The sequence below is a fragment of the Rhodococcus sp. BP-241 genome (assembly GCF_019836145.1).
Taxonomy (GTDB): domain Bacteria; phylum Actinomycetota; class Actinomycetes; order Mycobacteriales; family Mycobacteriaceae; genus Rhodococcoides.
Window position 1 is genome coordinate 223,466 of record NZ_JABUEI010000003.1, and the last position, 24,554, is coordinate 248,019.

Sequence of the window (24,554 nt, forward strand, 5' to 3'; positions counted from 1 at the left end):
GGCGTTCACTTCTTGCCATGGTGTACCGACGGACCGCTGCGGTCCAGGAGCGGCTCGATGCCGCCCGATCTCGAATCGTCACCGCTGCACTGTCTCTCGTGGCCGAGCGGGGGTACGCCGCATGTTCGATGGCCGACGTGGCCGCCCGCGCCGGCATCGGTGTCGGCACCGTCTACCGCTACTTCCCCGGCAAGGGCGAACTGTTCGCCGAGGTCTTCCGCGACGCCTGCAGCCGCGAGGTAGCCGCCGCGACAGCGGCGGGTGTGCGCGCCGCCGCGACCGGCACCCACACCGACAGCCTGCTCGCCTCGGTCCGCACCTTCTGCGATCGCGCCTGTCGCGCACCGACTCTCGCGTACGCGCTGCTGGCCGAGCCCATCGACGCCCTCGTCGACACCGAGCGTCTCGCCTTCCGGCAGTCGTTCGCGGACGCGTTCGCCGCCGCCATCCGTGCCGCCGTCGAGGCCGGTGAACTCCCGGACCAGGACGCGCCCCTGACGGCGGCGTGCATCGTCGGCGCCATCGGCGAGGCACTTGTCGTCCCACTCGCCCGCGGCGAGGCCGACGCTCGCGTTCTCGCCGCACTCGAGACCTTCACACTCCGCGCCCTCGGCGCCCCGACCGACAGGAGAGCGTCATGACCCCCACGCACACCGTCACCAATCAGGTTCCGCCACTCATCGGCCACGACGTCGCCGAGCACCCGGTCGTCCTGGAGGCCCTGCACCGCGAGGGCGCCGACGACGCACTCGACGAGCTGCACCGGCTCGGTCGGCTGGCCGGGAGCGAGCAGGCGCAGCGCTGGGGCGATCTCGCCGAGGAGCACCCGCCCGTCCTGCACACGCACGACCGCTACGGGAACCGCATCGACGAGGTGGTCTACGACCCGGCGTACCACGAGTTGATTCGCACGGCAGTCGAATTCGGCATGCACGGGGCGCCGTGGCGCGACCCGTCACCGCACGCGCATCTGATCCGCGCCGCGAAGTTCAGCGTGTGGGGCGCGGTGGACGCGGGGCACGGGTGCCCGATCTCCATGACGTACGCCGTCGTTCCCGCACTCCGAGCGAACGCGGAACTGTCCGCGCTGTACGAACCGCTGCTCACCTCGTCGACGTACGACCCCTCGTACCGTCCTCCCGCGACCAAGACGGGTCTGATCGCGGGCATGTCCATGACCGAGAAGCAGGGCGGTTCCGACGTCCGGGCGAACCGCACGACGGCCGTGCCGCAGCCGGACGGCTCGTACCGGATCACCGGCCACAAGTGGTTCACGTCGGCGCCGATGTCGGACGTCCTGCTGGTCCTCGCGCAGGCGCCCGGAGGCCTGTCGTGCTTCTTCCTGCCCCGCGTCCTCCCGGACGGCACTCGCAACGCCATGGCGATCCAGCGCCTGAAGGACAAGCTGGGCAACCATTCCAACGCCTCGAGCGAGGTGGAGTACGACGACGCGACCGCCTGGCTCGTCGGCGACGAGGGTCGCGGCGTGCGGACCATCATCGAGATGGTCAACATGACGAGGCTCGACTGCACCCTGGGGTCGGCCACGGGAATGCGGGCGGGCACCGCTCAGGCCGTGCATCATGCGGTGCACCGGCAGGCGTTCGGGAAGAACCTCGTCGACCAGCCACTCATGCGGAACGTCCTGGCCGATCTCGCGATCGAGTCCGAGGCGTCGACGACCGTCGCCCTGTGGCTCGCCGCGCTCACCGATCAGGCAGCTGCGGGCGACGAGCGTGCCGCCGCACTGCGGCGCATCAGCCTCTCCGTCAGCAAGTACCTGGTGTGCAAGCGCGGCCCGGCGCATGCGGCGGAGGCCCTGGAATGCCTGGGCGGCAACGGGTATGCGGAGGAGTCGAGGATGCCGCGGCTCTACCGGGAGGCTCCACTGCTGTCGGTGTGGGAGGGTTCGGGCAACGTCGCGGCGCTCGACACCCTGCGCGCCGTGGCACGACAGCCGGAGTCGCTCGCCGTGTTCTTCGACGAGCTCGACGGCTGCCGCGGAGCCGATGCGGCGCTCGACGCCGCGGTGCGGTCGCTGAAGGACTCCTTCACCGACATCGCCACCCTCGAACAGCGGGCACGCCGCGTCGTCGGCGAGATGGCACTGGCACTGCAGGGCTCGCTGCTCGTGCGGCACGGCCACCCCGCGGTCGCCGACGCGTTCACGACGAGCCGACTCGGCGGCGACTGGGGCAGCGTGTACGGCACCCTGCCGACCGGGGTGGACACGGCCGCCATCATCGAGCGATCGACGCCGAAGGTTCCGGCGTGACCGACGCACCCGCCCCGTGGCGGGAGGGGTGGGACGAGGGAGCCGACTCCCCCTTCACCGGCCGGACTCCACAGCAGGACTCCCCGACGTTCCGGACGCTCACCTACGAGGTCGACGGGCGGGTCGCCCGGATCACCTTCGATCGACCGGAGCACGGCAACGCCATCACCGCGGACACCCCCGTCGAACTGGCGGCGGCCGTCGAGCGGGCGGATCTCGATCCGCGAGTACACGTCATGCTGCTGTCCGGTCGCGGCAAGGGGTTCTGCGGCGGCTACGACCTGTCCATCTACGCCGAGAATCTCGATCGGGGCGACAGCGGGGCCGTGGACACGACGGGGACGGTTCTCGACCCCGTCGTCCAGGCCCGCAACCACGATCCGTCGGGCCAGTGGGACCCGATGATCGACTACGCGATGATGAGCCGATTCAACCGCGGATTCGCCAGCCTGCTGCACGCGAACAAGCCGGTGGTGGCCAAGCTGCACGGTTTCGCCGTGGCCGGCGGTACCGACATCGCGCTGTACGCCGACCAGATCATCTGTGCGGACGACACGCGGATCGGCTACCCGCCGACCCGCGTCTGGGGCGTTCCCGCCGCCGGGATGTGGGCACACCGCCTCGGCGACCAGCGCGCCAAACGACTGCTGCTGACCGGTGACTGTCTCACCGGGGCGCAGGCGGCGGAGTGGGGTCTCGCCGTCGAATCGGTGCCCGCGGATCAGCTCGACGCCCGCACCGAGGAACTGGTCGCACGGATCGCGCGCATGCCGATCAACCAGCTGATGATGGTCAAGCTGGCGCTCAACAGCGCGTTGATCAGCTCCGGCGTGCACACCTCCACGATGATCAGCACGGTCTTCGACGGCGTCGCCCGGCACACCCGGGAGGGCTTCGCGTTCCAGACCCGCGCTGCCACCGTCGGATTCCGGCAGGCCGTCCAGGAACGCGACGAACCGTTCGGTGACGCGAAGCGGAGGTGACGTGAGAACGGGGGGAACAGGCCCCGCGATAAATCGGTTGGCTCCGAGTACGGCTCGATGAGACAGTCGAGCGGTACGTGAGGAGTCGTGTGTGTCCACCGGAGTGCTCGATCGCGGAACGAGACGTGCGGTCGAGGCGTCCTCCGCGACGGTGACCTCGTCGCTCCGCCGCTTCGCCCCGTTCCTGGCGCCGTATCGCTGGTACTTCGTCGGGTCCATCGTGGTCTCGCTGATCGCCACGCTCACCGGCCTGGTGATCCCGCTCGTCATCCAGAGCATCATCGACGGCCCGATCACCCGCGGCGACGTCGCCGGCGTGTGGTGGCCTGCGGCGCTGGTGCTGCTGCTGGGAACGATCGATGCCGCCGGCATCTGGATCCGTCGCTACCTGGTGTCGGGGCCGTCGAGTCAGTTCGAGATCACGGCCCGCGCGCACGTGTTCGCGAAACTGCAGCACGTGTCGGTGGCCGCGCACGACAGCTGGGAATCGGGCCAACTGCTCTCCCGCGCCATCTCCGACCTCTCCGCGCTGCGCCGCTTCGTCGCCTTCATCGGACCGTTCATCATCATCAACGCGGTGACCCTCGTCGTGGGTCTCGGTGTCCTGCTCTCCCGCGCATGGCAGTTCGGCGTCATCATGCTCGTCGTGGCGATTCCGCTGGTGTGGGCGTGCGTCCGGTTCGAGGAGCTCTATCGCGTCGTCGCACGCGACGCCCAGGACCAGGCCGGCGACGTCACCACCACCGTCGAGGAGTCCATCCACGGCATCCGGGTGCTCAAGGCGTTCGGCCGCAGCGCCCACCTGGGACGCCGCTTCCTCGCGCAGGCCGCGACGCTCCGCACGACCGAGCTCACCAAGGTCCGGTACCTGGCGATCCTGTGGACCGTCATCGTCGGACTGCCACCGGTGGCCGTCGGCGGCATGCTCGCCTACGGGACGTACGCCATCGTGACGGGGACCCTGACGGCCGGAACTCTGGTGGCGACCATGGCCGTCGTCGCCTTCCTGCTGTGGCCGATCGAGTCCTTCGGTTTCCTGCTCGCCGAGCTGAACAACGCACGGACGGCGGCGGATCGGTACTGGGAGATCATGGACACCCCGGACACCATCGTGGATCCGGTCTCCCCCGTTCCCCTGCCCGACCCGGTGCGGGGGCACATCCGCGTCGACCACGTCTCCTTCGCATTCCCGGACGCATCCGACCACCTCCTGCACGACGTCACGTTCGAGGTGCGTCCGGGCGAGACGGTGGCTCTCGCCGGCAACACCGGAACGGGGAAGTCCGTCCTGACGACGCTGATACCTCGGCTCTTCGACGTCGACGGTGGCGCGATCACTCTCGACGGTGTCGACGTCCGGTCGATGCGGCTGGCGGATCTGCGCTCGGTGGTCTCGGTCGCCTTCGAGGAGCCGGTGCTGTTCTCGGCCAGTGTGCGCGAGAACGTCGCGCTGGGCCGCCCCGACGCCACGGACGAGGACGTCGCGGAGGCACTCGAGATCGCGCACGCGACGGATTTCGTCGAGAAGCTGCCGTGGGGCCTCGACACCCGGATCGGCGAGCAGGGACTGAGCCTGTCCGGCGGTCAACGCCAGCGACTGGCGCTGGCGCGGGCGGTGCTCGGCCGGCCCCGCGTGCTCGTGCTGGACGATCCGCTCTCCGCACTCGACGTGGACACCGAGGCGACGGTTCAGCGCAGGCTGCGCACCGTGCTCGCGCACTCCACGACCGTGCTGGTGGCACACCGCCCCTCGACCGCCGCGCTCGCGGATCGCGTCGTGCACCTCGGCCACGGCACGGTGATGGAGACCGGGACGCACGAGCACCTGCTCGCCACCTCGGCGGCGTACCGCGACGTGATGGGCTCGATGTCGGGAGCGGAGCGAGATCATGGCTGACACCGACTGGCGCGGCGTCGGCGGTGAGGACACCGACGTGGACCGGGCAGGCAACCTCGTCCTGGCCGGTCGCTCACGTCGACTGCTCTTCTCGCTGCTGCGTCCGCACCGCCGCCGCACGGTCCTCGCGATGGCGATCATCTTCCTGGACAACCTGGCGTTCGTCGCGGGACCGCTGTTCATCGCCCACGCTCTCGACACGGGCGTCGCCGCTGCCGTCGACGGACGATGGGCGCCGCTGGTGTGGACCGTGGCGGGATACGTCGTGGTCGGGTTCCTCGGCGCCGCCACCACGTACGCGTTCCTCATGGTCTCGGGCCGCCTGAGCCAGGACATCCTGTTCGATCTGCGCGAGCGGGTGTTCCGCCACGCGCAGGCACTGTCGCTGTCCTTCCACGAGAAGTACACGTCCGGCAAGGTGATCTCGCGGCTGACCAGCGACGTCGAATCACTGCAGACGCTTCTCGAGAGCGCGCTCAACGATGCGTTGACCGCGATCCTGTCGATGGTCTCGATCGCGATCATCCTGTTCTGGCTCGACGTTCCGCTGGCCCTCGTCGTGCTCGCGGGATTCGTTCCGCTGCTACTGATCACACGCTGGTCGCAGCGCCGCCAGCGCCGCGCCTACCGACGCACCCGGGTGTCCATCGCGCGCGTCGTGGTGCACTTCGTCGAGTCGATGGTCGGCATCCGCGCCGTCCAGGTGTTCCGCCGCGAGCGCCGCAACGACGCGATCCTGCTCGCGGAGGACACCGAGTACCGGGACGCCACCACCACTGCGCTGCGCGGAATGGCGAGCTACACCGGCATCGTGCGCTGGATCGGCAACGCCACCCTCGCCGTCATCGTGGTCGTGGGCAGCATGCGGGTCATCGGCGGTGCCCTCGACATCGGCGTGCTCGCCGCCTACGTGCTGTACCTCCGCCGCTTCTACGGGCCGCTCGACGAACTCGCGCAGGTGTTCAACGCGTACCAGTCGGCCGCGGCGGCGCTCGAGAAGATCTCGGGCGTGCTCGAGGAGGAACCGACCGTGGCGCCTCCCACCACCCCGGTGCCGATCGGAATCGCGGCCGGCGACGTGGAGTTCGACCGGGTCTCGTTCGGCTACGCCGCGGACGCGCTGGTGCTGCAGCCCTTCTCGCTGCACGTGCCGGCCGGACAGGTGGTCGCCATGGTCGGCGCCACCGGTGCCGGCAAGTCGACGGTGGCCAAGCTCCTCGCGCGGTTCTACGACCCCACGGACGGCCGGATCCGTCTCGACGGCATCGATCTCCGCCACCTGGCCGACGACGACCTGCGTCGCAACGTCGTCATGGTGACGCAGGAATCGTTCCTGTTCTCCGGATCGATCGCGGACAACATCCGACTCGGCCGACCGTCCGCGACCGACGACGAGGTGCGGGCGGCCGCCGACGCCGTGGGCCTCACCCCGTTCCTGGCCGCACTGCCGCGGGGCATCGACACCGACGTGCGCAAGCGCGGTGGACGTCTGTCCTCCGGACAGCGACAGCTGGTGGCCTTCGCGCGGGTGTTCCTCGCCGCACCGTCGGTGATCGTGCTCGACGAGGCCACGTCCAGCCTCGACATCCCCGGCGAGCGCCTGGTCCAGCGCGCCCTCGAGACGATCCTGCACGGTCGGACCGCACTGATCATCGCGCACCGCCTGTCGACGGTCGCGATCGCGGACCGCGTTCTCGTCATGGCCGACGGACGGATCGTCGAGGACGGCACCCCGGAGGCCCTCGTCGCCGGCGACGGCAGGTTCGCGCACCTGAACACGGCGTGGCAGGAGAGCCTGGTCTGACGCGGGACGGTGGTCTCAGGCCACCGTCTCGTCCGGCTCGGTGACGTCGTCGATCTCGGCCGGTGTCGCGTCCGCCATGAGTTCGGTGAGGACGTCGAGCACCCGCGGATCCGACAGCAGCGCGAGGTGCCCGGTGCCGACGAGCGTGTGCAACTCCGTCATCGGCCCCCGTGCGCTGCGCAGCGTCACCAGTCCGTCTCCCACGGCGTCGGCCCACCAAGCCGTGTCGTCGGCGGCCAGGGTGGCGGCGACCGCGACGTGCCGGATCCCGGGGGCGAGCGCCACGTCCGTGGCCAGTCTCAGGTCGTCCACGCCGCGGCTGCGGACGTCGAGCAGGTCCGCCCACACCGCCGTCTGCCGCACCTTCCGCAGAGCACGGGAGAGGTGGTACACGCCCGTCGCGAGCGGTGCGCCCTCGTGCGGGGTGCCCAGGTAGCAGGCCGTGCGCACCAGCGGCAGCCAGGTCGCCCTGCTCGCCTCGACCGCACAGGCACGCCGCACCACGAGACCGCCCATCGAGTGCCCGACGAGGTCGATCCGCTCGACGGGGACGGGCCAGACCGCGATCAGCTCGTCGAGGAGGCCGGCCAGTGCCGCCCCGTTGTCCTCGATCCCGGCGCCCGTGTTGTACCGCAGACAGACCGCGCTGATGCCGTGCGCGGCCAGCGCCTCGCCGTAACTGCCCCGCCCGTCGTGGCGGTAGTACCAGGCCTGCTCGGTCTCCCCCAGCCCGTGTACGAGCACGGCGACGTGACCCGTGGCCTTCGGATACGCGGTGGTCAGCATCGCGGTGTCGTTCCCGACGATGCGGCGCTCGTGATGCGGCCCGAGTTCCACCGTCAGGTCGTTGCCCTCGGCGGCGAGCCGGTCGCCCAGCAGCCCGTTGACGGCGCCGACCACGACCGATCCGGCCGCGGTGGACGTGACCGCGTGGGACACGCGGTCCTCGGGCAACAGCCGGGACACCGCGGTGACGGCCTCGGCGGCCGCCACACCGCCCCCGCGCACAGCCTCGTAGACCAGGTCGGCGATGCCCTCGTTCAGGATGCGCACGGGTGCCGCGGAACGGCCCAGCACCCCGAACACCACATCGTTGATCGCGCGGTGGGTCCCCTGGACAGGGCGGCTGAGGATGTCGATGGCCGTGGCCACGACGTCGGCAGCGCCCGCTACTTCGTTCCGATCGCGATTCGAGTGCACACGTGTACTCTAACCGTCACGCCACCTTGACGACGAGCTTGCCGAAGTTCTTGCCCTCGAGCAGCCCGAAGAACGCGTCGGGAGCGTTCTCGAGACCCTCGACCACGTCTTCCCGGTAGCGGAACGACCCGTTGTCGATCCACTCGGCGACCTCGCGCAGGAAGTCCTTGTAGAGCTCCGGGACGAATTCGCTCTGGATGAAGCCGCGGATTGTCAGGCTCTTCGTCAGCACGCGCGTGAAGAAGCCGGGCAGCCGATCCGGACCCTCCGGTGCCTGCGTGTCGTTGTACTGCGCGATGAGACCGCACACCGGCACGCGTGCGTAGAGGTTGAGCCGCGGGAGCACCGCCTTCGCGACGGCGCCGCCCACGTTCTCGAAGTAGACGTCGATGCCGTCCGGAGTCGCGGCCTTCAACTGATCCTCGAAGTCCGGGGCGCGGTGATCGACGGCGGCATCGAAGCCGAGCTCGTCGACCAGGTACGCACACTTCTCGGGACCGCCGGCGATGCCGACGGCGCGCGCACCCTTGATCTTCGCGAACTGGCCGACGGCCGAGCCGACGGGCCCACTGGCCGCTGCGACCACGACGGTCTCCCCCGGCTTCGGCTGCCCGATCTTCGTCATGCCGGAGTACGCGGTGAAGCCCGGCATCCCCAGCACGCCCAGCGCGGTGGACACGGGCGCCTTCTCCGGATCCAGCACTCGCACGGACGACGCGTCGACCACCGCGTGCGACTGCCACCCCGTGTAGCCGAGCACCACGGCGCCGACCGACACGGCGTCGCTTCGAGACTCGATCACCTCGGAGACCGTGGCGCCCACCATCGTGTCGCCCACCTCGACGGGCTCCGCGTACGACTCGGCGTCGCTCATCCGGCCGCGCATGTACGGGTCCAGCGACAGGTACAGGGTCTTCAGCGAGACCTGACCGTCACCGACCTCGGGGAGATCGACCGTCTCGGTCCGGAAGTTCTCGGCAGTGGGTGCGCCGGTGGGACGAGAGGCCAGGACGATGCGAGTGGAGGAGGTCATGTCTCCCGACGCTACTCCAACAGGTTCTTGCGGACCTTGCCCATCCCGTTCCGCGGCAACGAGTCCACCACGCGTACCTCACGCGGCCGCTTGTGCACCGAGAGCTGTTGTGCCACAGAGTCTACGACTGCTCTCGGCTCCACCTCGTCACCCACGACGAACGCCACGATGCGCTGGCCGAGATCGTCGTCGGGCAGTCCCACGACCGCCACCTCACGCACTCCGGGAACACCGAGGATCGCCGTCTCCACCTCGCCCGCGCCGACGCGGTACCCACCGGTCTTGATCAGGTCCGTCGACTCCCGGCCGACGATCCGATGGAAGCCCGCCGGGTCGATCGCCGCGACGTCTCCCGTCCGGAACCACCCGTCGTCCGTCCAGCAGGCCGCGGTGGCCTCCGGCTTGTTCAGGTAACCGTCGAAGAACCGGCCGCGCACCTCCAACGAACCGATGGACTCCCCGTCGCGTGGGACCTCCGACCCGTCCTCACCGCGCAGCCGAGTCTCGATGCCGCGCACCGGAACTCCGACCCAACCGGGTCGTCGCTCACCGTCGGCGCGCGTACTCAGCGTGATGAGGGTCTCGCTCATGCCGTAGCGCTCGATCGGCTCGAGACCCGTGAGAGCGGCGATCTTCTCGAACACCGGCACCGGCAGCGGGGCACTGCCCGAGATCAACAACCGAGCGTGCGACAGCGCCGCGGCGGACTCTGGGTCGGCCGCCACTCGCGACCACACGGTGGGAACCCCGAAGTACATCGTTCCCCGCGCCGCGGCGTACCGCTCCGCGGAGGGCTTGACGGTGTGGATCACTCGACTGCCGAGTCGCAGCGGACCCAGGACGCCCAGCACGAGCCCGTGCACGTGATAGAGCGGGAGTCCGTGCACCAGAGTGTCGTTCGCCGTCCACCCCCACGCCTCGGCGAGCGCGTCGATGCCGGCGGCGAGCGCACCGCGGCTGAGGATCACGCCCTTCGGAGGGCCCGTGGTTCCCGAGGTGTAGAGCACGAGACCGGTCGCGTCGTCCGACGGCTCCGCGTAGCTGTGCCAGGACCGTGCGTGCATGCGGACCGGGACGACGGGCAGACCGCCGTCGTGCTCGGGCGCGACACCCAGCCACCCGCGGGCACCGGAGTCCGCGAGGATGTGGTCGAGTTCGGTCGGCCCGGAGTCCGGGGGCACCGGCACCACGGCCACTCCGGCGATGAGCGCACCGACCACGGCGACGACGGTGCGGGCGGTCGGTTCGGCGAGGACGGCCACCCGGTCGACGCCCATGATGCGCTCGGCCACCGACGTGGCGGCCCCGAGCAGATCGCTTCGAGAGAGGACGACGTCACCGACGGTGACCGCGTCGTCGACGTCGCCGCCGTGGGTGATCGCGTACGAGTTCAGAGACCGGAGCAGCACACCGAGCAGTCTCTCACGACGCCCGCAGCTGCTCCGTGACCTCGATGCACGTGCAACCCCCGGCGACCGCGGAACAGTCGACGACGAGGGTGTGCCGGACGGCGTGCAGCAGAACACAGGCATCGTCGGTGCACTCGACCGCACCGTGCAGGTGGACGACGAGCGTGCCGTGACAGTGGTCGAGAGCGCCGAGACACTCGACGCATCCGGTCAGCGAATCCTTCATGACTCCATCTGTACCACCGGCCCCCGACACGTCCTCGGCCTCGCGGCGGCGCGTCGTCAGAAGAAGACGGTGAGAACGGTCGCGATGGACGCGGTGCCGATCATGGCGACCACGAGGACGGCGGCGACCATCTTCACACCGGACCGGGACGCGGCGGGAGCGTCCGACCACTCGTCGAACGCTTCGACGTCGACGCCCTCCTGCGCGAAGTAGTGCACCTCGCCGGGCGGCTCCCACTCCTCGCCGCTGGCACGCACCCGCGACTCGAGCACGGCCAGCCGCTCGCGCACGCGGGGCGGATAGGCCCGCGACGGCGCGTTGATGGGCAGTCGGCGCGCGAGCACCAGCGGTGTCGGGCACGCGGCGACGAACGAGTCGAGCGCGTGCCGCACCAGCGGGTCGGCGTCGTCTCGATCGGTGAGGAACCAGGCCGCACCGGCACCGGCCGGGTCGTCCATCGCCAGGCACGCGTAGCCGAGGAGGTCGAGCGCGGGTTGCGAGGCGGCGTCCTGATCCAGCAGCGCTGTCAGGCGCTTGCGCGCACTCCATGGTTCCCCGCGGGCCAGATCCTCCTGCGCGCGGTCGAGCGCTCCCACGGCCGGGCTCAGACCGTGAGACGGGCGACGGCAGCGGCGATGCGCTCGTCGGTCGCCGTCAGCGCGATGCGGACGTGGGTGCCGCCGTCGGGACCGTAGAACTCCCCCGGAGCGACGAGGATGCCGCGTTCGGCGAACCAGCGCACGGTGTCCCGGCACGGTTCACCGCGCGTGGCCCACAGGTACAGGCCGGCCTCGGAGTGATCGATGGTGAATCCGGCCGCCACCACGGCGGCGGCGAGCGCGGTCCGACGATCGCGGTAGCGCTCGCGTTGCACGTTCTCGTGCTCGTCGTCGCTCAGCGCCGCGGTCATGGCCGCCTGCACCGGAAGGGGAACCATCATGCCCGCGTGCTTGCGGACCGCGAGCAGTTCCGCGACCAGGGCGGGATCGCCGGCCACGAAGCCTGCGCGGTAGCTCGCGAGGTTCGACGTCTTGGACAGCGAGTGCACGGCCAGCAGGCCGGTGGTGTCCCCGCCGCACACCTCGTCGTCGAGGATCGAGACGGCGCGTCCCTCCCAGGTGAGTCCGAGGTAGCACTCGTCCGACACGACGATCGTGCCGCGTTCGCGGGCCCACTCGACCACCTTGCGCAGGTGGGCTACACCGAGCACCCGGCCACTGGGATTGGACGGCGAGTTGACGAACATCAGGGACGCGCGTTCGGGACCGAGACGCGACACCCCGTCCGCGCGCAGTGTGCGGCATCCCGCGAGCAGGGCCCCGACCTCGTAGGTGGGGTACGCCAGTTCCGGGATGACGACGAGATCGTCCGGGCCGAGCGCGAGCAGGGTCGGCAACCAGGCGATGACTTCCTTGGTTCCGATCACCGGCAGGATCGAGCGTTCGTCCAACCCACCGACGCCGTAGCGGCGTGCGAGCGCACTGACGGCGGCCGCCCGCAGCTCGGGTGTGCCCACTGTCGTGGGGTACCCCGGCTGCGCGGAGGCCGCCGCGAGAGCGTCACGGACGACGTCGGCGACCGGGTCCACCGGCGTACCGACGGACAGGTTCACGATGCCGTGCGGATGCGACCGCGCCAGCGCGGTGACGTCGGCCAGCGTGTCCCACGGGAACTCGGGCAACAGGCTCGCCACGGATCGACGAACAGCGGGCGACCGACGCGAGACGACGGGTGCGTCCGTCACGCTCAGTTCTCACCCATGGGGGGCAGAGCCTTGATGAACGGCGGGTCGTAGTCGGTCTTGCCGACCTTGGCCGCGCCACCGGGTGAGCCCAGTTCGTCGAAGAAGTCGACGTTGGCGCTGACGTAGGCGGACCACTGCTCGGGGACGTCGTCCTCGTAGAAGATCGCCTCGACGGGGCACACCGGCTCGCAGGCACCGCAGTCCACGCACTCGTCGGGCTGGATGTAGAGCATGCGTCCACCCTCGTAGATGCAGTCGACAGGGCATTCCTCGATGCATGCCTTGTCGAGGACATCGACGCACGGTTCAGCAATCGTGTACGGCACTGAGGTTCTCCTTAGCCTTTCCGAACTCTGAGCGTGTCGCGGCCCCGCGGGGACGCGTTCGACGCGGACGTGCTGTTCTGCTCGACCCACCGGCGCCCCAGCTTCGCAGCTCGGGACAGTGCGCCGCGCTCGCCGAAGTACCCGGCGACCGCACCGACCACGGGCAGGTTACCGAGCCATCTGTAAACGGTACGGCTGCGGGGCCGCTTGTCCAATTCGTCGGTGACGGCCTTGAGGATCTTGGTGACCGACCACAAGGTCGACAGCAACGCGAACGGGGACCGGGACAAGCGACCGGACGGCTCGGTGACACGGCTGTCGTCCGTGACGCCGTCGACGTCGGGTTCGGGCGCGTGGATGCTGGCACCCTTCGGCAGCTCGCGGTTGCACAGCACCGATGCCAGCAGGCGGACCTGCTCGTCCTGCTCGGTGATGCCGTACTCGCGGGCGACGGCCACCAGGACGATGGCCTGGTTCGCGAACCCGAGGACGTCGCCGAGCGGGAGTCGGCGAGCGAGTACACCGAAGATGCCGGGGAACGCCACCGCCACGGTGCCGATCCCGCCGACGCGGCCGACCCACCACGAGACGCGCTGGTCGACGGTCATCGACTCCCACGCCTTGGTTCCCGGTGTGTCGGCGGCGTCGAACACCGACGCGACGGCGTTCAGCGCCGCGTCGACCTTCGTGCCGCTCGCATCCGCCTGCTCGCGGAACGTGCGCTTCTTGAGGCCGAGCGGGTCACGGTCCGCGAGCAGTTCGAGGACCGGCACGATCACGCGCACTGCGGCCTTGAGAACTCCGGCGACGCGCTCGTCGCCCAATCGATCAGCGCTCATGCTGCTTCCGTCCGGTCTGCGTAGGCGGTGGTGCGCTCGACTGCGCGTCGTCCGATTCCCTCGGCGATCGCGTGTAGTTCCTCGACGGTCTTCTCCGATCCGTGCTGCGATCCCGCCATCCGCGAGATCGTCTCCTCCATCAGCGTGCCACCCAGGTCGTTGGCGCCGCCGTTCAGCATCACCCGAGTTCCCGTCACGCCGAGTTTCACCCAGCTCGTCTGGATGTTGTCGATGCGGCCGTGCAGCATGATCCGCGCCAGTGCGTGGACGGCCCGGTTGTCGCGCTGCGTCGGTCCGGGTCGTGACGCCCCCGCCAGGTACAGCGGCGAACTCTGGTGCACGAACGGCAGCGGCACGAACTCGGTGAAACCCCCGGTGCGGTCCTGGATCCGCTTGAGCACGTTCAGATGTCCCACCCAGTGCGAGGGATTGTCGACGTGGCCGTACATCATCGTCGAGCTCGACCGCAGTCCCACCTCGTGCGCCGTGGTGACGACGTCGATCCACGTCTGGGCGGGCAGCTTGCCCTTGGTGAGCACCCAGCGGACCTCGTCGTCGAGGATCTCCGCCGCCGTCCCGGGGATGGTGTCCAGCCCGGCCTCCCGCAGTTCGGTCAGCCAGTCGCGCACCGACTGGCCACCGCGCGAGGCCCCGTTGACGATCTCCATGGGCGAGAAGGCGTGCACGTGCATCGACGGCACCCGCGCCTTCACTGCGCGCACCAGGTCGGCGTATCCGGTCACGGGCAGCTCCGGATCGATGCCGCCCTGCATGCAGACCTCAGTGGCGCCGAGGACGTGCGCCTCCCAGGCCCGGTCGGCGACCTCGCTGGTCGACAGCGAGAACGCGTCGGCGTCGCCCTTGCGTTGGGCGAAGGCGCAGAAGCGGCACCCGGTGTAGCAGATGTTGGTGAAGTTGATGTTCCGGTTCACGACGTACGTGACGTCGTCACCGACGACGTCACGGCGCAGCTGATCGGCGAAGGCGGTCACCGCGTCGAGCGCCGCGCCCTCGGCGGTGGCCAGCGCCAGGTACTCCTCGTCGGTGCAGTTGCCGGGATCCTTCTCCGCGGCGCGAAGGGCGGCGACCACGTCGCGGTCGACGCTGTCCAGGGTCGCGAGGTGCGCCACCTGCTCGCGGATGGACTCCCAGTCGCCGAACGCGCTGCCCATGTCGCTGCGCGTCTCGGTGTTGCGACCCTCGGTGTCGATGCCGGTGTTGAGGTCGACGCGGCCGGTGGACTCCCACACCTCGTCGGGTTCCTGCCACGGCAGACCGGACGGGATCGTCTCGGGCACCGCCAGCCCGGTCGCGTCGTCGGCGAGCGCACGCACGTGCGCCGAGATCCGCGGATCGATCCACGGTGAGCCCGCCAGGACGTACCGCGGCTGCACCGCCGTGCGTTCGGTCAGCGTGAAGCCGGCGTCCGCGGACAGCTGCGCGAGAGTGTCGAGGTTCGGCCACGGCCGCTCGGGATTGACGTGATCGGGGGTGAGCGGCGAGACACCGCCCCAGTCGTCGACGCCCGCGGCGAGCAACGCCGCGCACTCCTGCGCGGACACCAGATTCGGCGGCGCCTGGATGCGCATGGCCGGGCCGAGAAGGATGCGGGACACGGCGATGGTGGCGAGGAACTCCTCCAGGCCGGCATCGGGTGCGGACCGCATCGCGGTGTCGTCCTTGGCCAGGAAGTTCTGCACGATCACTTCCTGCACGTGACCGAATGCCTTGTGCGACTTCCGGATCGCCATGATCGACTCGGCGCGGTCACGGATCGTCTCGCCGATGCCCACGAGGATGCCGGTGGTGAACGGAACGGTGAGACGACCGGCGTCGGTGAGCACGCGCAGACGCACCTCGGGCTCCTTGTCGGGGCTGCCGTAGTGGGCCTGCCCCTTCTCCTCGAACAGTCGACGCGAGGTGGTCTCGAGCATCATGCCCATCGACGGTGCGACCGGCTTGAGGCGCGACATCTCCTCCCAGCTCATCACTCCGGGATTGAGGTGCGGGAGCAGACCCGTCTCCTCGAGCACGCGGATCGACATCGCCCGCAGGTAGTCCAGCGTCGAGTCGTAGCCGCGCGCGTCCAACCACTCCTGCGCCTCGGGCCAGCGAGCCTCGGGGCGGTCGCCGAGCGTGAACAACGCTTCCTTGCATCCCAGTTCGGCACCGCGCCGCGCGATGTCGAGCACCTCGTCGGCCTCGAGGAACATCCCGTGCCCCTCGGCGCGCAGCTTGCCGGGGACCGTCACGAACGTGCAGTAGTGGCACGTGTCCCGGCACAGCCGGGTGAGGGGAATGAACACCTTGCGCGAGTAGGTCACCGTGCCGGGGCGGTTCTCGGCGAGCAGTCCCGCGTCCCGCACCCGCGCCGCGGACGCGCACAGATCGGTCAGGTCGTCGCCGCGGGCGTGCAGCAGCGTGGTCGCCTCGTCGACACTGATCACCACACCGTCGCGGGCACGGCGCAGCGCACGCCGCAGCGCCGATGCGGTCGGTGCCGGGCTGTCGGGAGGCGTCACTCGGGTGTCGGCGCGCGCGGGAGTACTCGGATCGGGCAACATCGTCACCGTTCGATCATGCGCCCTCCGGCCGGAGGCGTGCCACAGCAGGGGTGATGCGACGTGTCCGACAACAGTCCCGGTGTGGTCCTCACCGATCCCGCGCATCGCCCCGATCCGCGGGCGAAGATTCTGTGGGCCGTGGCAGCCGCCCTGCTGTGGCTCCCGGTGGTCGTCGCCGTGATCGTGTGGGCCGTGGTGCTCGCGGTGAACGTCGAGCGCCCGTCCTGGACGCCCGTGGTGGCCGCTGCCGTCGCCGTGGTGGTCCTCGCGGGAGCGCACGTGACCATCGCGCCGCAGTGGCGCTATCGGGTGCACCGCTGGGAACTGAGCGACACCGCCGTCCACACGCGCACCGGCTGGGTGACTCAGGAACGGCGCATCGCTCCCCTGTCCCGAGTGCAGACCGTCGACACCGAGCGCGGGCCGCTCGACCGGGCACTCGGACTGGCCACCGTGACGGTGACGACCGCGTCCTCCGCGGGAGCTCTGGAGATCGCGGGGCTCGACCTCGCGACCGCCGATCGCACCGTCGCCGCCATCACCGCGGCGGCCGCACGCTCACGAGGCGACGCCACGTGACGCAGGACGCCGGCCTGCGCGTCGACGAGTTGCCGTGGCTGCGACTCGACAAGCGCATGCTCCTGATCCACCCGGTCACCGAGCTGGTCCGCCTGCTGCCGGTGCTCCTGCTGTCCCTCGTTCTCGGATCGCAGAGCGGCACGCACGTCTGGGGCCTGATCGTCGTGGTCCTCCTCGTGGGCGCGGCGATCCTGCGCTGGTTCACCACCGGGTACCGCATCGGCTCGGACGACGTCCAGCTGCGCCGCGGGCTCTTCCAGAAGAAGGTGCTCTCCATTCCGCGTGGTCGAATCCGCAGTGTGGACGTGCGAGCCGGGCCGCTGCACCGACTGCTGGGACTGTCGATCCTCACCGTGGGCACCGGTCAGCAGAAGTCGGACAAGGCCGACTCGTTCGAGCTGAACGCCCTCGCCTCCGACCTGGTCCCCGCCCTGCGTGAGGAGTTGCTGGCGAGCACCGGCCGGACGGTGGGAGTGGATCCGGTCGCAGTGACCAAACCCGCCGTGACGCCCGAACGTGAGATCGCCCACTTCCGTACCGGCTGGGTTCGATTCGCCCCCTTCACGGCCACGGGCATCGTCGTCGTCGGTGCCGGATTCGGGCTCGTGTTCCAGTCCGGGTTCGCCGGTGACATCGCCTCTTCGCCGGCCCTCGACGACACCTATCAGGCCGTTCTGCGCCTCGGCATCGTGGTCGCGGTGGTCGTCGCCGCGGCCCTGCTGCTCGTCGTGTCGAGCATCGTCTCCGTGGTGCGCTACCTGGTCGTCTACGGCAACCTCTCCGTGACCGACGACGGCACCAGGCTCCGCGTCGGCCACGGACTGCTGTCGACGCGACACACGACGCTGGACCGCGACCGCCTCCGCGGCGCGACGTTGCGTCGACCGCTGGTCCTGCGGTGGGCGCGCGGAGCGCGCCTCGACGCAGTCATGACCGGGGTGTCCGCTTCGGAGAAGGAGTCGTCGCTGCTCCTGCCACCCGCTCCCCTGCCGGCCGCCCGCCACACGATGGACGACGTGCTGGCGGGTCTGCCGGAGAGCGCGCCGGCCACGGTGACACTGCAGAAGCACGGACCGGCGGCTTTGCGGCGCAGGCTCACCCGCGCCGTCGGGCCGGTCCTGCTGGTCGCTGTCGCACTCCTCGTGGTCCGGTCGACCGGCCGGGACGTCCCGATCGCCGCGTGGATCGGCGTCGCGCTCCTCGTAGTGGCCGCCGTCGCCCTGGCGCTCGATCGGTACGCCGCCCTGGGCCACCGTGCCCACCCGGGAGTTCTGATCACCGAGCACGGCAGCCTCGACCGGCGACGCGTGGTCCTCGACACCGGCGGCGTGGTTGCCTGGGGTGTCCGGCAGACCTTCTTCCAGCGACGGGCCGGTGTCGCGACCATCGTCGCCGCCACCGCGGCCGGCACGGGCCGCTACACGGTCCTCGACGTACCCGCCGACCACGCGTGGTCGATCGTCGAGAGCGCTCAGCCCGGTGCCGGCGACGTGTGGGTGGAGCGCCCGTGACACCCGCCTCCGGTACACCCCGGAGCATCCCCGAACTCGATGTGGCGGTGTCGGAGTGCCGCGCGTGTCCGCGCCTGGTGGAGTGGCGTGAGCTGGTGGCGCGCGAGAAGCGTGCCGCGTTCCGTGACGAGACCTACTGGGGCCGACCGGTTCCGGGTTTCGGCCCCGTGGACGCTCGGCTGCTGATCGTCGGCCTGGCGCCGGCGGCTCACGGCGCGAATCGCACCGGGCGGATGTTCACGGGCGACCGCAGCGGCGACGTTCTCTACGCGGCCATGCACGCCGTCGGCCTCGCCACGCAGCCCACGGCGACCCACATCGCCGACGGCCTCGAGTTGATCGGCACGCGCATCACGTCGCCGGTGCACTGCGCTCCCCCGGCCAACAAGCCGACACCGGAGGAGCGCGACCGGTGCCGTCACTGGTTGGAGACGGAACTGCACATCCTGGCGCCGACCGTTCGGGCAGTGATGGTCCTGGGCGGATTCGGCTGGCAGGCACTGCTTCCGGTCCTCGACGGCGCGGGGTGGACGATCCCCCGACCGCGCCCGAAGTTCGGCCACGGTGCGCACGTCGTGCTGACGTCACCCGAGAAAGAGTTGTCGGACCTGCATCTGTTCGGGTGCTTCCACGTCAGCCAGCAGAACACCTTCACCGGACGGCTCACGCCGGCCATGGTGGAGCAGGTGCTCGCCGCGGCGGCCGATGCCGCCGGAATCGACAGGAGTCAGCCGCGTCCGAGTTCGGCGAACTGACCCATGCGCAACGCGAACAGTTGCACCACAGCGGGAAGCAACCCGCCTGCCACGAGGACCAGGGTGCGCCAGTCGGCCACGACGAGCACGTCTCCACCCGGTCCCCCCAGCATGGCCAGCACGAGACCCACGAAGAATCCCGCGACCGGGAGAGCGGCGCGGGAGACGTTGTGCGTCACCGAGAACGCGACCCGCACGAGGATCACGTTGACGATGCCGGCGAGGACACCACTGACGGGGAACGGAGTGCTTCCGAGATACAGCGGGAGGAACAGCACTGCGGTCACGGCGCACAGGAACCCGTCGAGCACCAGTGCACCGACGATCGACGCCTTGATGCCGGACACCACGCCCTCCCCGGCGTGGCCCGTCATCGCGCCGATCCTGTCGGCGCCGTGAACGTCAGCGAGGAGGGAACCCGATCGACGTGAGGTAGTTGCTCACGAACGTCGCGAAACCGCCCACGGAGTTCAGGTAGATCTCGCGCTGCAGATCGGCTGTGGGTCGCAGGGAATCCACGAACGCCACGATGGCGTACTGAAGATCGAAATTCATGGGAAGAGCTCCTTCGAGTCGAACTCACCGGGTACGTCCGACCCCGTCCGGTGATGCCGCTCACAGCATAACCCGGCACCGTGCCCGCTTCGGACCCGCACACCGTCCGTGCGCAGACACTGGGGGCCGTCACACGATTCCCGCGAACAGGTCGGTCTCGCGCCCCGACGAGTCGACGGGTCCGAGTTCTCCACGGACGAGGATGTACTGCTCGTCCTCGAGCACCGGCTGCGCGATGTCGTTCGACAGGGCGTAGACCCGACCGGACTCCGCGACGGTGACCTGAGTTCGGTGCGCGCGCAACGCGAGTCGCTTGAGATCGAGCACCGGGCGGACGTCGACGGACGTGGTGATCGTGTCGTCGGGCACGCTCGGCAGCTCGCCCTCGACAGGCATGCGCCACTGCTGGGGGACGTCGCCGAGGTCGCTCAGGCCTGCGGTCAACTGATGCAGACCGGTGACCGTCCAGTACATCTTGTCCACCGACCAGGCCGGCCCCGTCTCGGCGAACCGGGCAGGGTCCTCCGCCGCCTCGACGGCCAGTCCAGCCAGCCGGTGCACCTGCATGTGGTCCGGGTGGCCGTAGCCGCCCTCGGGGTCGTAGGCCACGAGGACCTGCGGGCGAACGTCACGGATGACCTCGACCATCGCGCCGACGGCCTCGTCCGGGTCGGCGTTGACGAAGGCACGCGGGTGGCGTGCCGCGGGGGTTCCGGCCATGCCCGAGTCGCGCCAGTGCCCGGCACCGCCGAGAAACCGCGGCGGCCGGCATCCGAGCGCCTCGAGCGCCACGGTCAGCTCGTGGATGCGATACCCGCCCAACTGATCCGCGCGATCCGCGACCAGTCCGGCCCACGTCTCCCCGATCACCTCACCCTCCTCGCCGAGCGAGCAGGTCAGGACCGTCACGTCCACGCCCGCCCGCACGGCGCGGGCGATGGTGCCGCCGGTGGTGATGGTCTCGTCGTCGGGGTGCGCATGGACGACCAGCATCCGGGGCCGCTCCGTCACGGCGTCACCCGCATCCAGTCGTCCGCGTCGCCGAAGACACCGAGTTCGACGGGCCCCGCGAGCGTCGCGCCGCTCACGCCGGGACCGACGGCGACGACGGAACTGTCCTGCGCGATGGGGAGCACGGTGTGCAGGTTCCACAGCTGCGGCTGCGCCGCGATGACGGCCTCGGTCGGGTTCACGTCGCCTCTCAGGCTCTGGTCCATCACCGGCTCGAGCGACGGATCGCAGACTCCGGACAGGTTGCTCGCCGCCACCGGGTCGGCGTCGGAATCGGGTGCCGTCGTCGTCGACGTCGCGAGATCGGTTGCTGCACATCCGTAGCGCGACGACCAGGCGGTGGCCACATCGGTACCCACGTGGCTCCACCCGACGACGGCGTCGACCGTGCCCTCGAGCAGCGCGGTGCCGTACAACTCCTCCGGATCGGTGGGAGCGACGCTGGCGTCGACGCCCGCGTCGCGGAGTTGATCGGCGGCCGTGTTGGCCACCGCGACCGCGACCGCGTCGTTCTCGGGAGCGCCGATCACGACGGTCAGCGCGCGCGTGCTACCCGGCACCGGCGTCGTCGTCGCGGTGGGTTGGCCCGAGGTGGGAGCCAGGGCCGGCGGCAGCGGCACCGGCACGAATCCCGCGTCGGCGAGCAGCTGCAGTGCCTCGTCCCGCGGGAGAGTCTGCGGAGCCGTGGGGACGTAGCCGGGCTGGGACGGCGAGAGAACCTGCGCGCGAACGGTGTTCGCGGCCGTGCCGGTGCCCGACGCGACGGTGGACAGCAGGTCTACGTCCAGCAGACCCATGACGCCGCGGCGCACGTCGGCGTCCGCGAGTTCCGGCACCCGGCCGTTCAACGTCAGTTCGAGGGTCCGCGAACGGAACCGGGTGTCCGTACGGACGTTGGGGATGGCGCCCAGTTGCGCCAGTGTCGCCGAACCGCCACGCACCTCGGCGATCTGGGCGTCACCGGAGCGCATCGAGTCGGCGAGCTGGGCGTCGCTGCCCCCGCGTCGGAGGAGGATCTGATCGGGCGTGGACGGTGACCCCCAGTAGCGGTCGTTGCGCTCGAGCAGGATCTCGTCGCGGCCACGATCGATCGACTCGATGCGGAAGTGTCCGCCGGAGACGGACACGTTGTCGCGCAGTCCGCGCTCGAAGCCGCCCAGCGAGTCCTTGAGCAGATGGGAGGGCAGCAGATTCTCGAAGAGCTCGCGCCACGCGGGGTACGGCGTCGCCATCGTGACGGTGACGGTCTTGCCGCCGTCCGAGGACGCGATGTCGTCGATCGCCTCGTAGCCTGCGGGATCCACCACGCCGGGCGCGTCGATCATCTGTTGCCACAGGTAGCGGAAGTCCTCGGCCGCGATGGGCGCACCGTCCGACCACTGCGACTCGTTGCGCAGCCGGTAGGTGATGGTGAACGGGGCCTGTGACGTCACCTCGGCCGACAGCACCAGCGACGCGTCGGGCAGCCACTCGACTCCTGTCCCCACCGACGCGGGGCGGAAGGGGCTGGGGAACACCAGTGTGGACACCGCAGTGTTCGCGGGCGACTGGTCGGCCAACAGGTGCGGGTTGAATCCCGTACCGACGTCGTCGATGGCCACCACGACCGGATTACCCGTGGCCGCCGGCGCTGCGGGAGGCGTCGTCGTGGCCGTCTCGGTGCTCTGGATCGGCGGCGGTGGATCGGCCGTGCACGCGGACAGCGCGAGCAGGGCAGCGGCCAGCGCCGCACCCACCCGCGCCACCGACATGATTACAGAGCAGCCTTGTCACGCGACTTGCTGCGCGAACGCTCACGCGCACGCTCGTTCGAGTCGAGGTGCACCTTGCGCACGCGGACGACCTCCGGCGTGACCTCGACGCACTCGTCGCCGGCACAGAACTCCATCGCCATCTCGAGGTCGAGCTTCTTCGGCTTGGCGAGGGTCTCCATCACGTCGGCGGAGGACTGACGCATGTTGGTCAGCTTCTTCTCGCGGGTGACGTTGATGTCGAGGTCCTCCTGGCGGGGGTTGATGCCCACGACCATGCCCTCGTAGGTGTCCGCACCGGGCTCGACGAAGAACGTGCCGCGGTCGGCCAGCTGGATCATGGCGAACGGGGTGACGCTGCCCTGACGGTCCGAGACGAGCGAGCCGGTGTGGCGCGCGCGGATCTCGCCGGCCCACGGTGCGTAACCGTGGAAGACGGCGTTGGCGATGCCGGTGCCACGCGTGTCGGTGAGGAAGTCCGTGCGGAAGCCGATGAGACCGCGCGAGGGGACGATGAACTCCATACGAACCCAGCCTGCGCCGTGGTTCGTCATCTGGACCATCTTGCCCTTACGGGCGGCGAGCAGCTGCGTGACGCCGCCGAGGTACTCCTCGGGAGTGTCGATGGTGAGCTCCTCGAAGGGCTCGTGCAGCTTGCCGTCGACCTGGCGGGTGACCACCTGCGGCTTGCCGACGGTGAGCTCGAAGCCTTCGCGGCGCATCTGCTCGACCAGAATGGCGAGCGCGAGCTCGCCACGACCCTGGACCTCCCACGCATCGGGGCGACCGATGTCGAGGACCTTGAGCGAGACGTTGCCGATGAGCTCCTGGTCCAGACGCGACTTGACCATGCGGGCGGTCAGCTTGTGGCCGCTCACGCGTCCCACCAGGGGGCTCGTGTTGGTACCGATGGTCACCGAGATGGCCGGCTGATCGACGGTGATGCGCGGCAGGGCGACCGGGTTCTCGAGGTCGGCCAGCGTGTCACCGATCATGATGTCCGGGAAGCCGGCGACGGCGACGATGTCACCGGCGACACCCTTCTGACCGGGAACGCGCTCGACACCGATGGTGGTGAGCAACTCGGTGATCTTGGCCTTCTGAACGACGGGCTCGCCGTCGACCTCGCGCATCCAGCTCACGGTCTGACCCTTGTTGAGCTCACCGTTGTGGATGCGGACCAGGGCGAGACGGCCCAGGAAGGCGGAGGCGTCGAGGTTGGTGACGTGAGCCTGCAGCGGCGCCTCGACGTTGCCCTTCGGTGCCGGGATGTAGCTGAGCAGGATCTCGAACAGCTCGTCGAGGTTCTCCGCGTCGGGAGCGTGTCCGTTCTCCGGCTGCTTCGTCGACGCCTTGCCCTCACGGCCGGAGGCGTACAGAACGGGGAGGTCGAGGGCCAGCTCGGCAGCCTCGGAGGCCTCGTCGTCGAGGTCCGACGCCAGGTCGAGGAGCAGGTCGTGGCTCTCGGAGACGACCTCCTCGATGCGCGCGTCGGGACGGTCGGTCTTGTTGACCACGAGAATGACGGGCAGCGACGCGGCGAGCGCCTTGCGGAGCACGAAGCGCGTCTGCGGCAGCGGGCCCTCGGAGGCGTCGACGAGCAGCACGACACCGTCGACCATGGACAGGCCGCGCTCGACCTCGCCACCGAAGTCGGCGTGGCCGGGGGTGTCGATCACGTTGATGACGGTGGTGCTGCCGTCGGCGTTGCGCTTGTGCACGGCCGTGTTCTTGGCCAGGATCGTGATGCCCTTCTCCTTCTCCAGGTCACCCGAGTCCATCACGCGGTCGATGGCCTCGGCGCGTTCCTCGAAGGCACCGGACTGGCGCAGCATCGCGTCGACGAGCGTGGTCTTGCCGTGGTCGACGTGCGCGACGATGGCGACGTTGCGGAAGGTGGTGGGTACGGTCTGACTGGCGGTGGGGCTGGTCACGCGTGAAATCTCCTGGGTCGAATGCGGGGTGAAGAGCGAGCGGCTTCCTCTCCCAGAGAGCGCGCTGCGTCGCCGACGAGAAGCGCGACCGGATCAGTTTACTCGGTCGGCTCGGGTGACGGCGGTCACGCAGGCCGGGACGGTCGGCACGGGCTCCA

Annotated in this window: 22 protein-coding genes; 8 read left to right on the top strand and 14 right to left on the bottom strand. The window is 69.9% G+C overall.

The window, feature by feature from the left end:
- The first annotated feature begins 17 nt into the window (after positions 1-17).
- The 5 genes from HQ308_RS07450 to HQ308_RS07470 all read left to right on the top strand — a co-directional run bounded on the left by HQ308_RS07450 (position 18) and on the right by HQ308_RS07470 (position 6,959).
- Positions 18-641, top strand: a complete 624-nt coding sequence (locus tag HQ308_RS07450; protein ID WP_222646052.1) for a TetR/AcrR family transcriptional regulator — start codon at positions 18-20, stop codon at positions 639-641.
- On the top strand, positions 638-2,275 hold the full coding sequence (locus HQ308_RS07455; protein WP_222646053.1) for an acyl-CoA dehydrogenase family protein: 1,638 nt from the start codon (positions 638-640) through the stop codon (positions 2,273-2,275). The genes HQ308_RS07450 and HQ308_RS07455 overlap by 4 nt, the downstream gene beginning before the upstream one ends.
- Positions 2,272-3,258 carry a crotonase/enoyl-CoA hydratase family protein gene (locus HQ308_RS07460; RefSeq protein WP_235578829.1) on the top strand — a complete coding sequence of 329 codons (987 nt, stop codon included), beginning with the start codon at positions 2,272-2,274 and terminating at the stop codon, positions 3,256-3,258. The genes HQ308_RS07455 and HQ308_RS07460 overlap by 4 nt, the downstream gene beginning before the upstream one ends.
- A gap of 91 nt (positions 3,259-3,349) precedes the next feature.
- Entirely contained in the window at positions 3,350-5,155 is a 1,806-nt protein-coding gene (locus tag HQ308_RS07465; RefSeq protein ID WP_222646054.1) for an ABC transporter ATP-binding protein, read from the top strand.
- The gene (locus HQ308_RS07470) at positions 5,148-6,959 is read left to right on the top strand and encodes an ABC transporter ATP-binding protein (protein ID WP_222646055.1); all 1,812 of its coding nucleotides are present in this window, start codon (positions 5,148-5,150) and stop codon (positions 6,957-6,959) included. Before HQ308_RS07465 ends, HQ308_RS07470 begins: the two co-directional genes overlap by 8 nt.
- Positions 6,960-6,974: 15 nt before the next feature.
- Here HQ308_RS07470 and HQ308_RS07475 read toward each other — a convergent pair whose 3' ends face one another.
- Genes HQ308_RS07475 through HQ308_RS07515 form a run of 9 tightly spaced genes read right to left on the bottom strand, consistent with a single transcriptional unit; the run spans position 6,975 to position 16,300 of the window.
- The gene (locus tag HQ308_RS07475) at positions 6,975-8,159 is read right to left on the bottom strand and encodes an alpha/beta fold hydrolase (protein ID WP_056447435.1); all 1,185 of its coding nucleotides are present in this window, start codon (positions 8,157-8,159) and stop codon (positions 6,975-6,977) included.
- 16 nt (positions 8,160-8,175) lie between these two features.
- Positions 8,176-9,192, bottom strand: coding sequence for an NADP-dependent oxidoreductase (locus HQ308_RS07480; RefSeq protein WP_222646056.1), 1,017 nt, complete (start codon positions 9,190-9,192; stop codon positions 8,176-8,178).
- Positions 9,193-9,203: 11 nt separating this feature from the next.
- On the bottom strand, positions 9,204-10,601 hold the full coding sequence (locus HQ308_RS07485; protein ID WP_222646057.1) for an acyl-CoA synthetase: 1,398 nt from the start codon (positions 10,599-10,601) through the stop codon (positions 9,204-9,206).
- 13 nt (positions 10,602-10,614) lie between these two features.
- Positions 10,615-10,827 carry a hypothetical protein gene (locus HQ308_RS07490; RefSeq protein WP_056447430.1) on the bottom strand — a complete coding sequence of 71 codons (213 nt, stop codon included), beginning with the start codon at positions 10,825-10,827 and terminating at the stop codon, positions 10,615-10,617.
- A 56-nt stretch (positions 10,828-10,883) separates the two neighbouring features.
- Positions 10,884-11,423: a DUF6584 family protein gene (locus HQ308_RS07495; protein WP_056447428.1), complete on the bottom strand. Its 540-nt coding sequence runs from the start codon at positions 11,421-11,423 to the stop codon at positions 10,884-10,886.
- 8 nt (positions 11,424-11,431) lie between these two features.
- Positions 11,432-12,520 carry a succinyldiaminopimelate transaminase gene (gene dapC, locus HQ308_RS07500; protein WP_222646203.1) on the bottom strand — a complete coding sequence of 363 codons (1,089 nt, stop codon included), beginning with the start codon at positions 12,518-12,520 and terminating at the stop codon, positions 11,432-11,434.
- Between the two features lie 53 nt (positions 12,521-12,573).
- Positions 12,574-12,897 carry a ferredoxin gene (gene fdxA, locus HQ308_RS07505; RefSeq protein WP_027503879.1) on the bottom strand — a complete coding sequence of 108 codons (324 nt, stop codon included), beginning with the start codon at positions 12,895-12,897 and terminating at the stop codon, positions 12,574-12,576.
- A gap of 11 nt (positions 12,898-12,908) precedes the next feature.
- Entirely contained in the window at positions 12,909-13,736 is an 828-nt protein-coding gene (locus tag HQ308_RS07510; protein WP_155956891.1) for a hypothetical protein, read from the bottom strand.
- Complete coding sequence (locus tag HQ308_RS07515; RefSeq protein WP_222646204.1) at positions 13,733-16,300, bottom strand: bifunctional FO biosynthesis protein CofGH; 2,568 nt, start codon at positions 16,298-16,300, stop codon at positions 13,733-13,735. Before HQ308_RS07515 ends, HQ308_RS07510 begins: the two co-directional genes overlap by 4 nt.
- A 60-nt stretch (positions 16,301-16,360) precedes the next feature.
- Here HQ308_RS07515 and HQ308_RS07520 point away from each other — a divergent pair, with 60 nt between their 5' ends.
- The 3 genes from HQ308_RS07520 to HQ308_RS07530 are packed head-to-tail and all read left to right on the top strand — an operon-like array spanning position 16,361 to position 19,145.
- Positions 16,361-16,879: a PH domain-containing protein gene (locus HQ308_RS07520; RefSeq protein ID WP_027503881.1), complete on the top strand. Its 519-nt coding sequence runs from the start codon at positions 16,361-16,363 to the stop codon at positions 16,877-16,879.
- Between the two features lie 56 nt (positions 16,880-16,935).
- On the top strand, positions 16,936-18,390 hold the full coding sequence (locus tag HQ308_RS07525) for a PH domain-containing protein (protein ID WP_222646205.1): 1,455 nt from the start codon (positions 16,936-16,938) through the stop codon (positions 18,388-18,390).
- Positions 18,387-19,145 (top strand): uracil-DNA glycosylase, encoded by a 759-nt coding sequence (locus HQ308_RS07530; RefSeq protein ID WP_222646058.1) that lies wholly within the window; start codon positions 18,387-18,389, stop codon positions 19,143-19,145. Before HQ308_RS07525 ends, HQ308_RS07530 begins: the two co-directional genes overlap by 4 nt.
- Here HQ308_RS07530 and HQ308_RS07535 read toward each other — a convergent pair.
- The 5 genes from HQ308_RS07535 to typA all read right to left on the bottom strand — a co-directional run bounded on the left by HQ308_RS07535 (position 19,118) and on the right by typA (position 24,396).
- Positions 19,118-19,519, bottom strand: a complete 402-nt coding sequence (locus HQ308_RS07535) for a hypothetical protein (protein WP_027503883.1) — start codon at positions 19,517-19,519, stop codon at positions 19,118-19,120. The genes HQ308_RS07530 and HQ308_RS07535 overlap by 28 nt on opposite strands.
- Before the next feature lie 28 nt (positions 19,520-19,547).
- Positions 19,548-19,700 carry a glycoside hydrolase family 6 protein gene (locus HQ308_RS07540; protein WP_162246780.1) on the bottom strand — a complete coding sequence of 51 codons (153 nt, stop codon included), beginning with the start codon at positions 19,698-19,700 and terminating at the stop codon, positions 19,548-19,550.
- Positions 19,701-19,829: 129 nt separating this feature from the next.
- On the bottom strand, positions 19,830-20,711 hold the full coding sequence (gene mshB, locus HQ308_RS07545; RefSeq protein WP_308115712.1) for an N-acetyl-1-D-myo-inositol-2-amino-2-deoxy-alpha-D-glucopyranoside deacetylase: 882 nt from the start codon (positions 20,709-20,711) through the stop codon (positions 19,830-19,832).
- Positions 20,708-22,462, bottom strand: coding sequence for an ABC transporter family substrate-binding protein (locus HQ308_RS07550; RefSeq protein WP_222638172.1), 1,755 nt, complete (start codon positions 22,460-22,462; stop codon positions 20,708-20,710). The genes mshB and HQ308_RS07550 overlap by 4 nt, the downstream gene beginning before the upstream one ends.
- 2 nt (positions 22,463-22,464) lie before the next feature.
- Complete coding sequence (typA, locus tag HQ308_RS07555; protein WP_037183854.1) at positions 22,465-24,396, bottom strand: translational GTPase TypA; 1,932 nt, start codon at positions 24,394-24,396, stop codon at positions 22,465-22,467.
- Positions 24,397-24,554 lie beyond the last annotated feature (158 nt).

Bases quoted from the DNA above. Each gene is read 5' to 3' on its own strand.
- HQ308_RS07450 (WP_222646052.1), top strand. From the start codon at position 18: ATGGTGTACCGACGGACCGCTGCGGTCCAGGAGCGGCTCGATGCCGCC.
- HQ308_RS07455 (WP_222646053.1), top strand. From the start codon at position 638: ATGACCCCCACGCACACCGTCACCAATCAGGTTCCGCCACTCATCGGC.
- HQ308_RS07470 (WP_222646055.1), top strand. From the start codon at position 5,148: ATGGCTGACACCGACTGGCGCGGCGTCGGCGGTGAGGACACCGACGTG.
- HQ308_RS07480 (WP_222646056.1), bottom strand. From the start codon at position 9,192: ATGACCTCCTCCACTCGCATCGTCCTGGCCTCTCGTCCCACCGGCGCA.
- HQ308_RS07490 (WP_056447430.1), bottom strand. From the start codon at position 10,827: ATGAAGGATTCGCTGACCGGATGCGTCGAGTGTCTCGGCGCTCTCGAC.
- HQ308_RS07510 (WP_155956891.1), bottom strand. From the start codon at position 13,736: ATGAGCGCTGATCGATTGGGCGACGAGCGCGTCGCCGGAGTTCTCAAG.
- HQ308_RS07515 (WP_222646204.1), bottom strand. From the start codon at position 16,300: ATGTTGCCCGATCCGAGTACTCCCGCGCGCGCCGACACCCGAGTGACG.
- HQ308_RS07525 (WP_222646205.1), top strand. From the start codon at position 16,936: ATGCTCCTGATCCACCCGGTCACCGAGCTGGTCCGCCTGCTGCCGGTG.
- HQ308_RS07535 (WP_027503883.1), bottom strand. From the start codon at position 19,519: ATGACGGGCCACGCCGGGGAGGGCGTGGTGTCCGGCATCAAGGCGTCG.
- HQ308_RS07540 (WP_162246780.1), bottom strand. From the start codon at position 19,700: ATGAATTTCGATCTTCAGTACGCCATCGTGGCGTTCGTGGATTCCCTG.
- HQ308_RS07550 (WP_222638172.1), bottom strand. From the start codon at position 22,462: ATGTCGGTGGCGCGGGTGGGTGCGGCGCTGGCCGCTGCCCTGCTCGCG.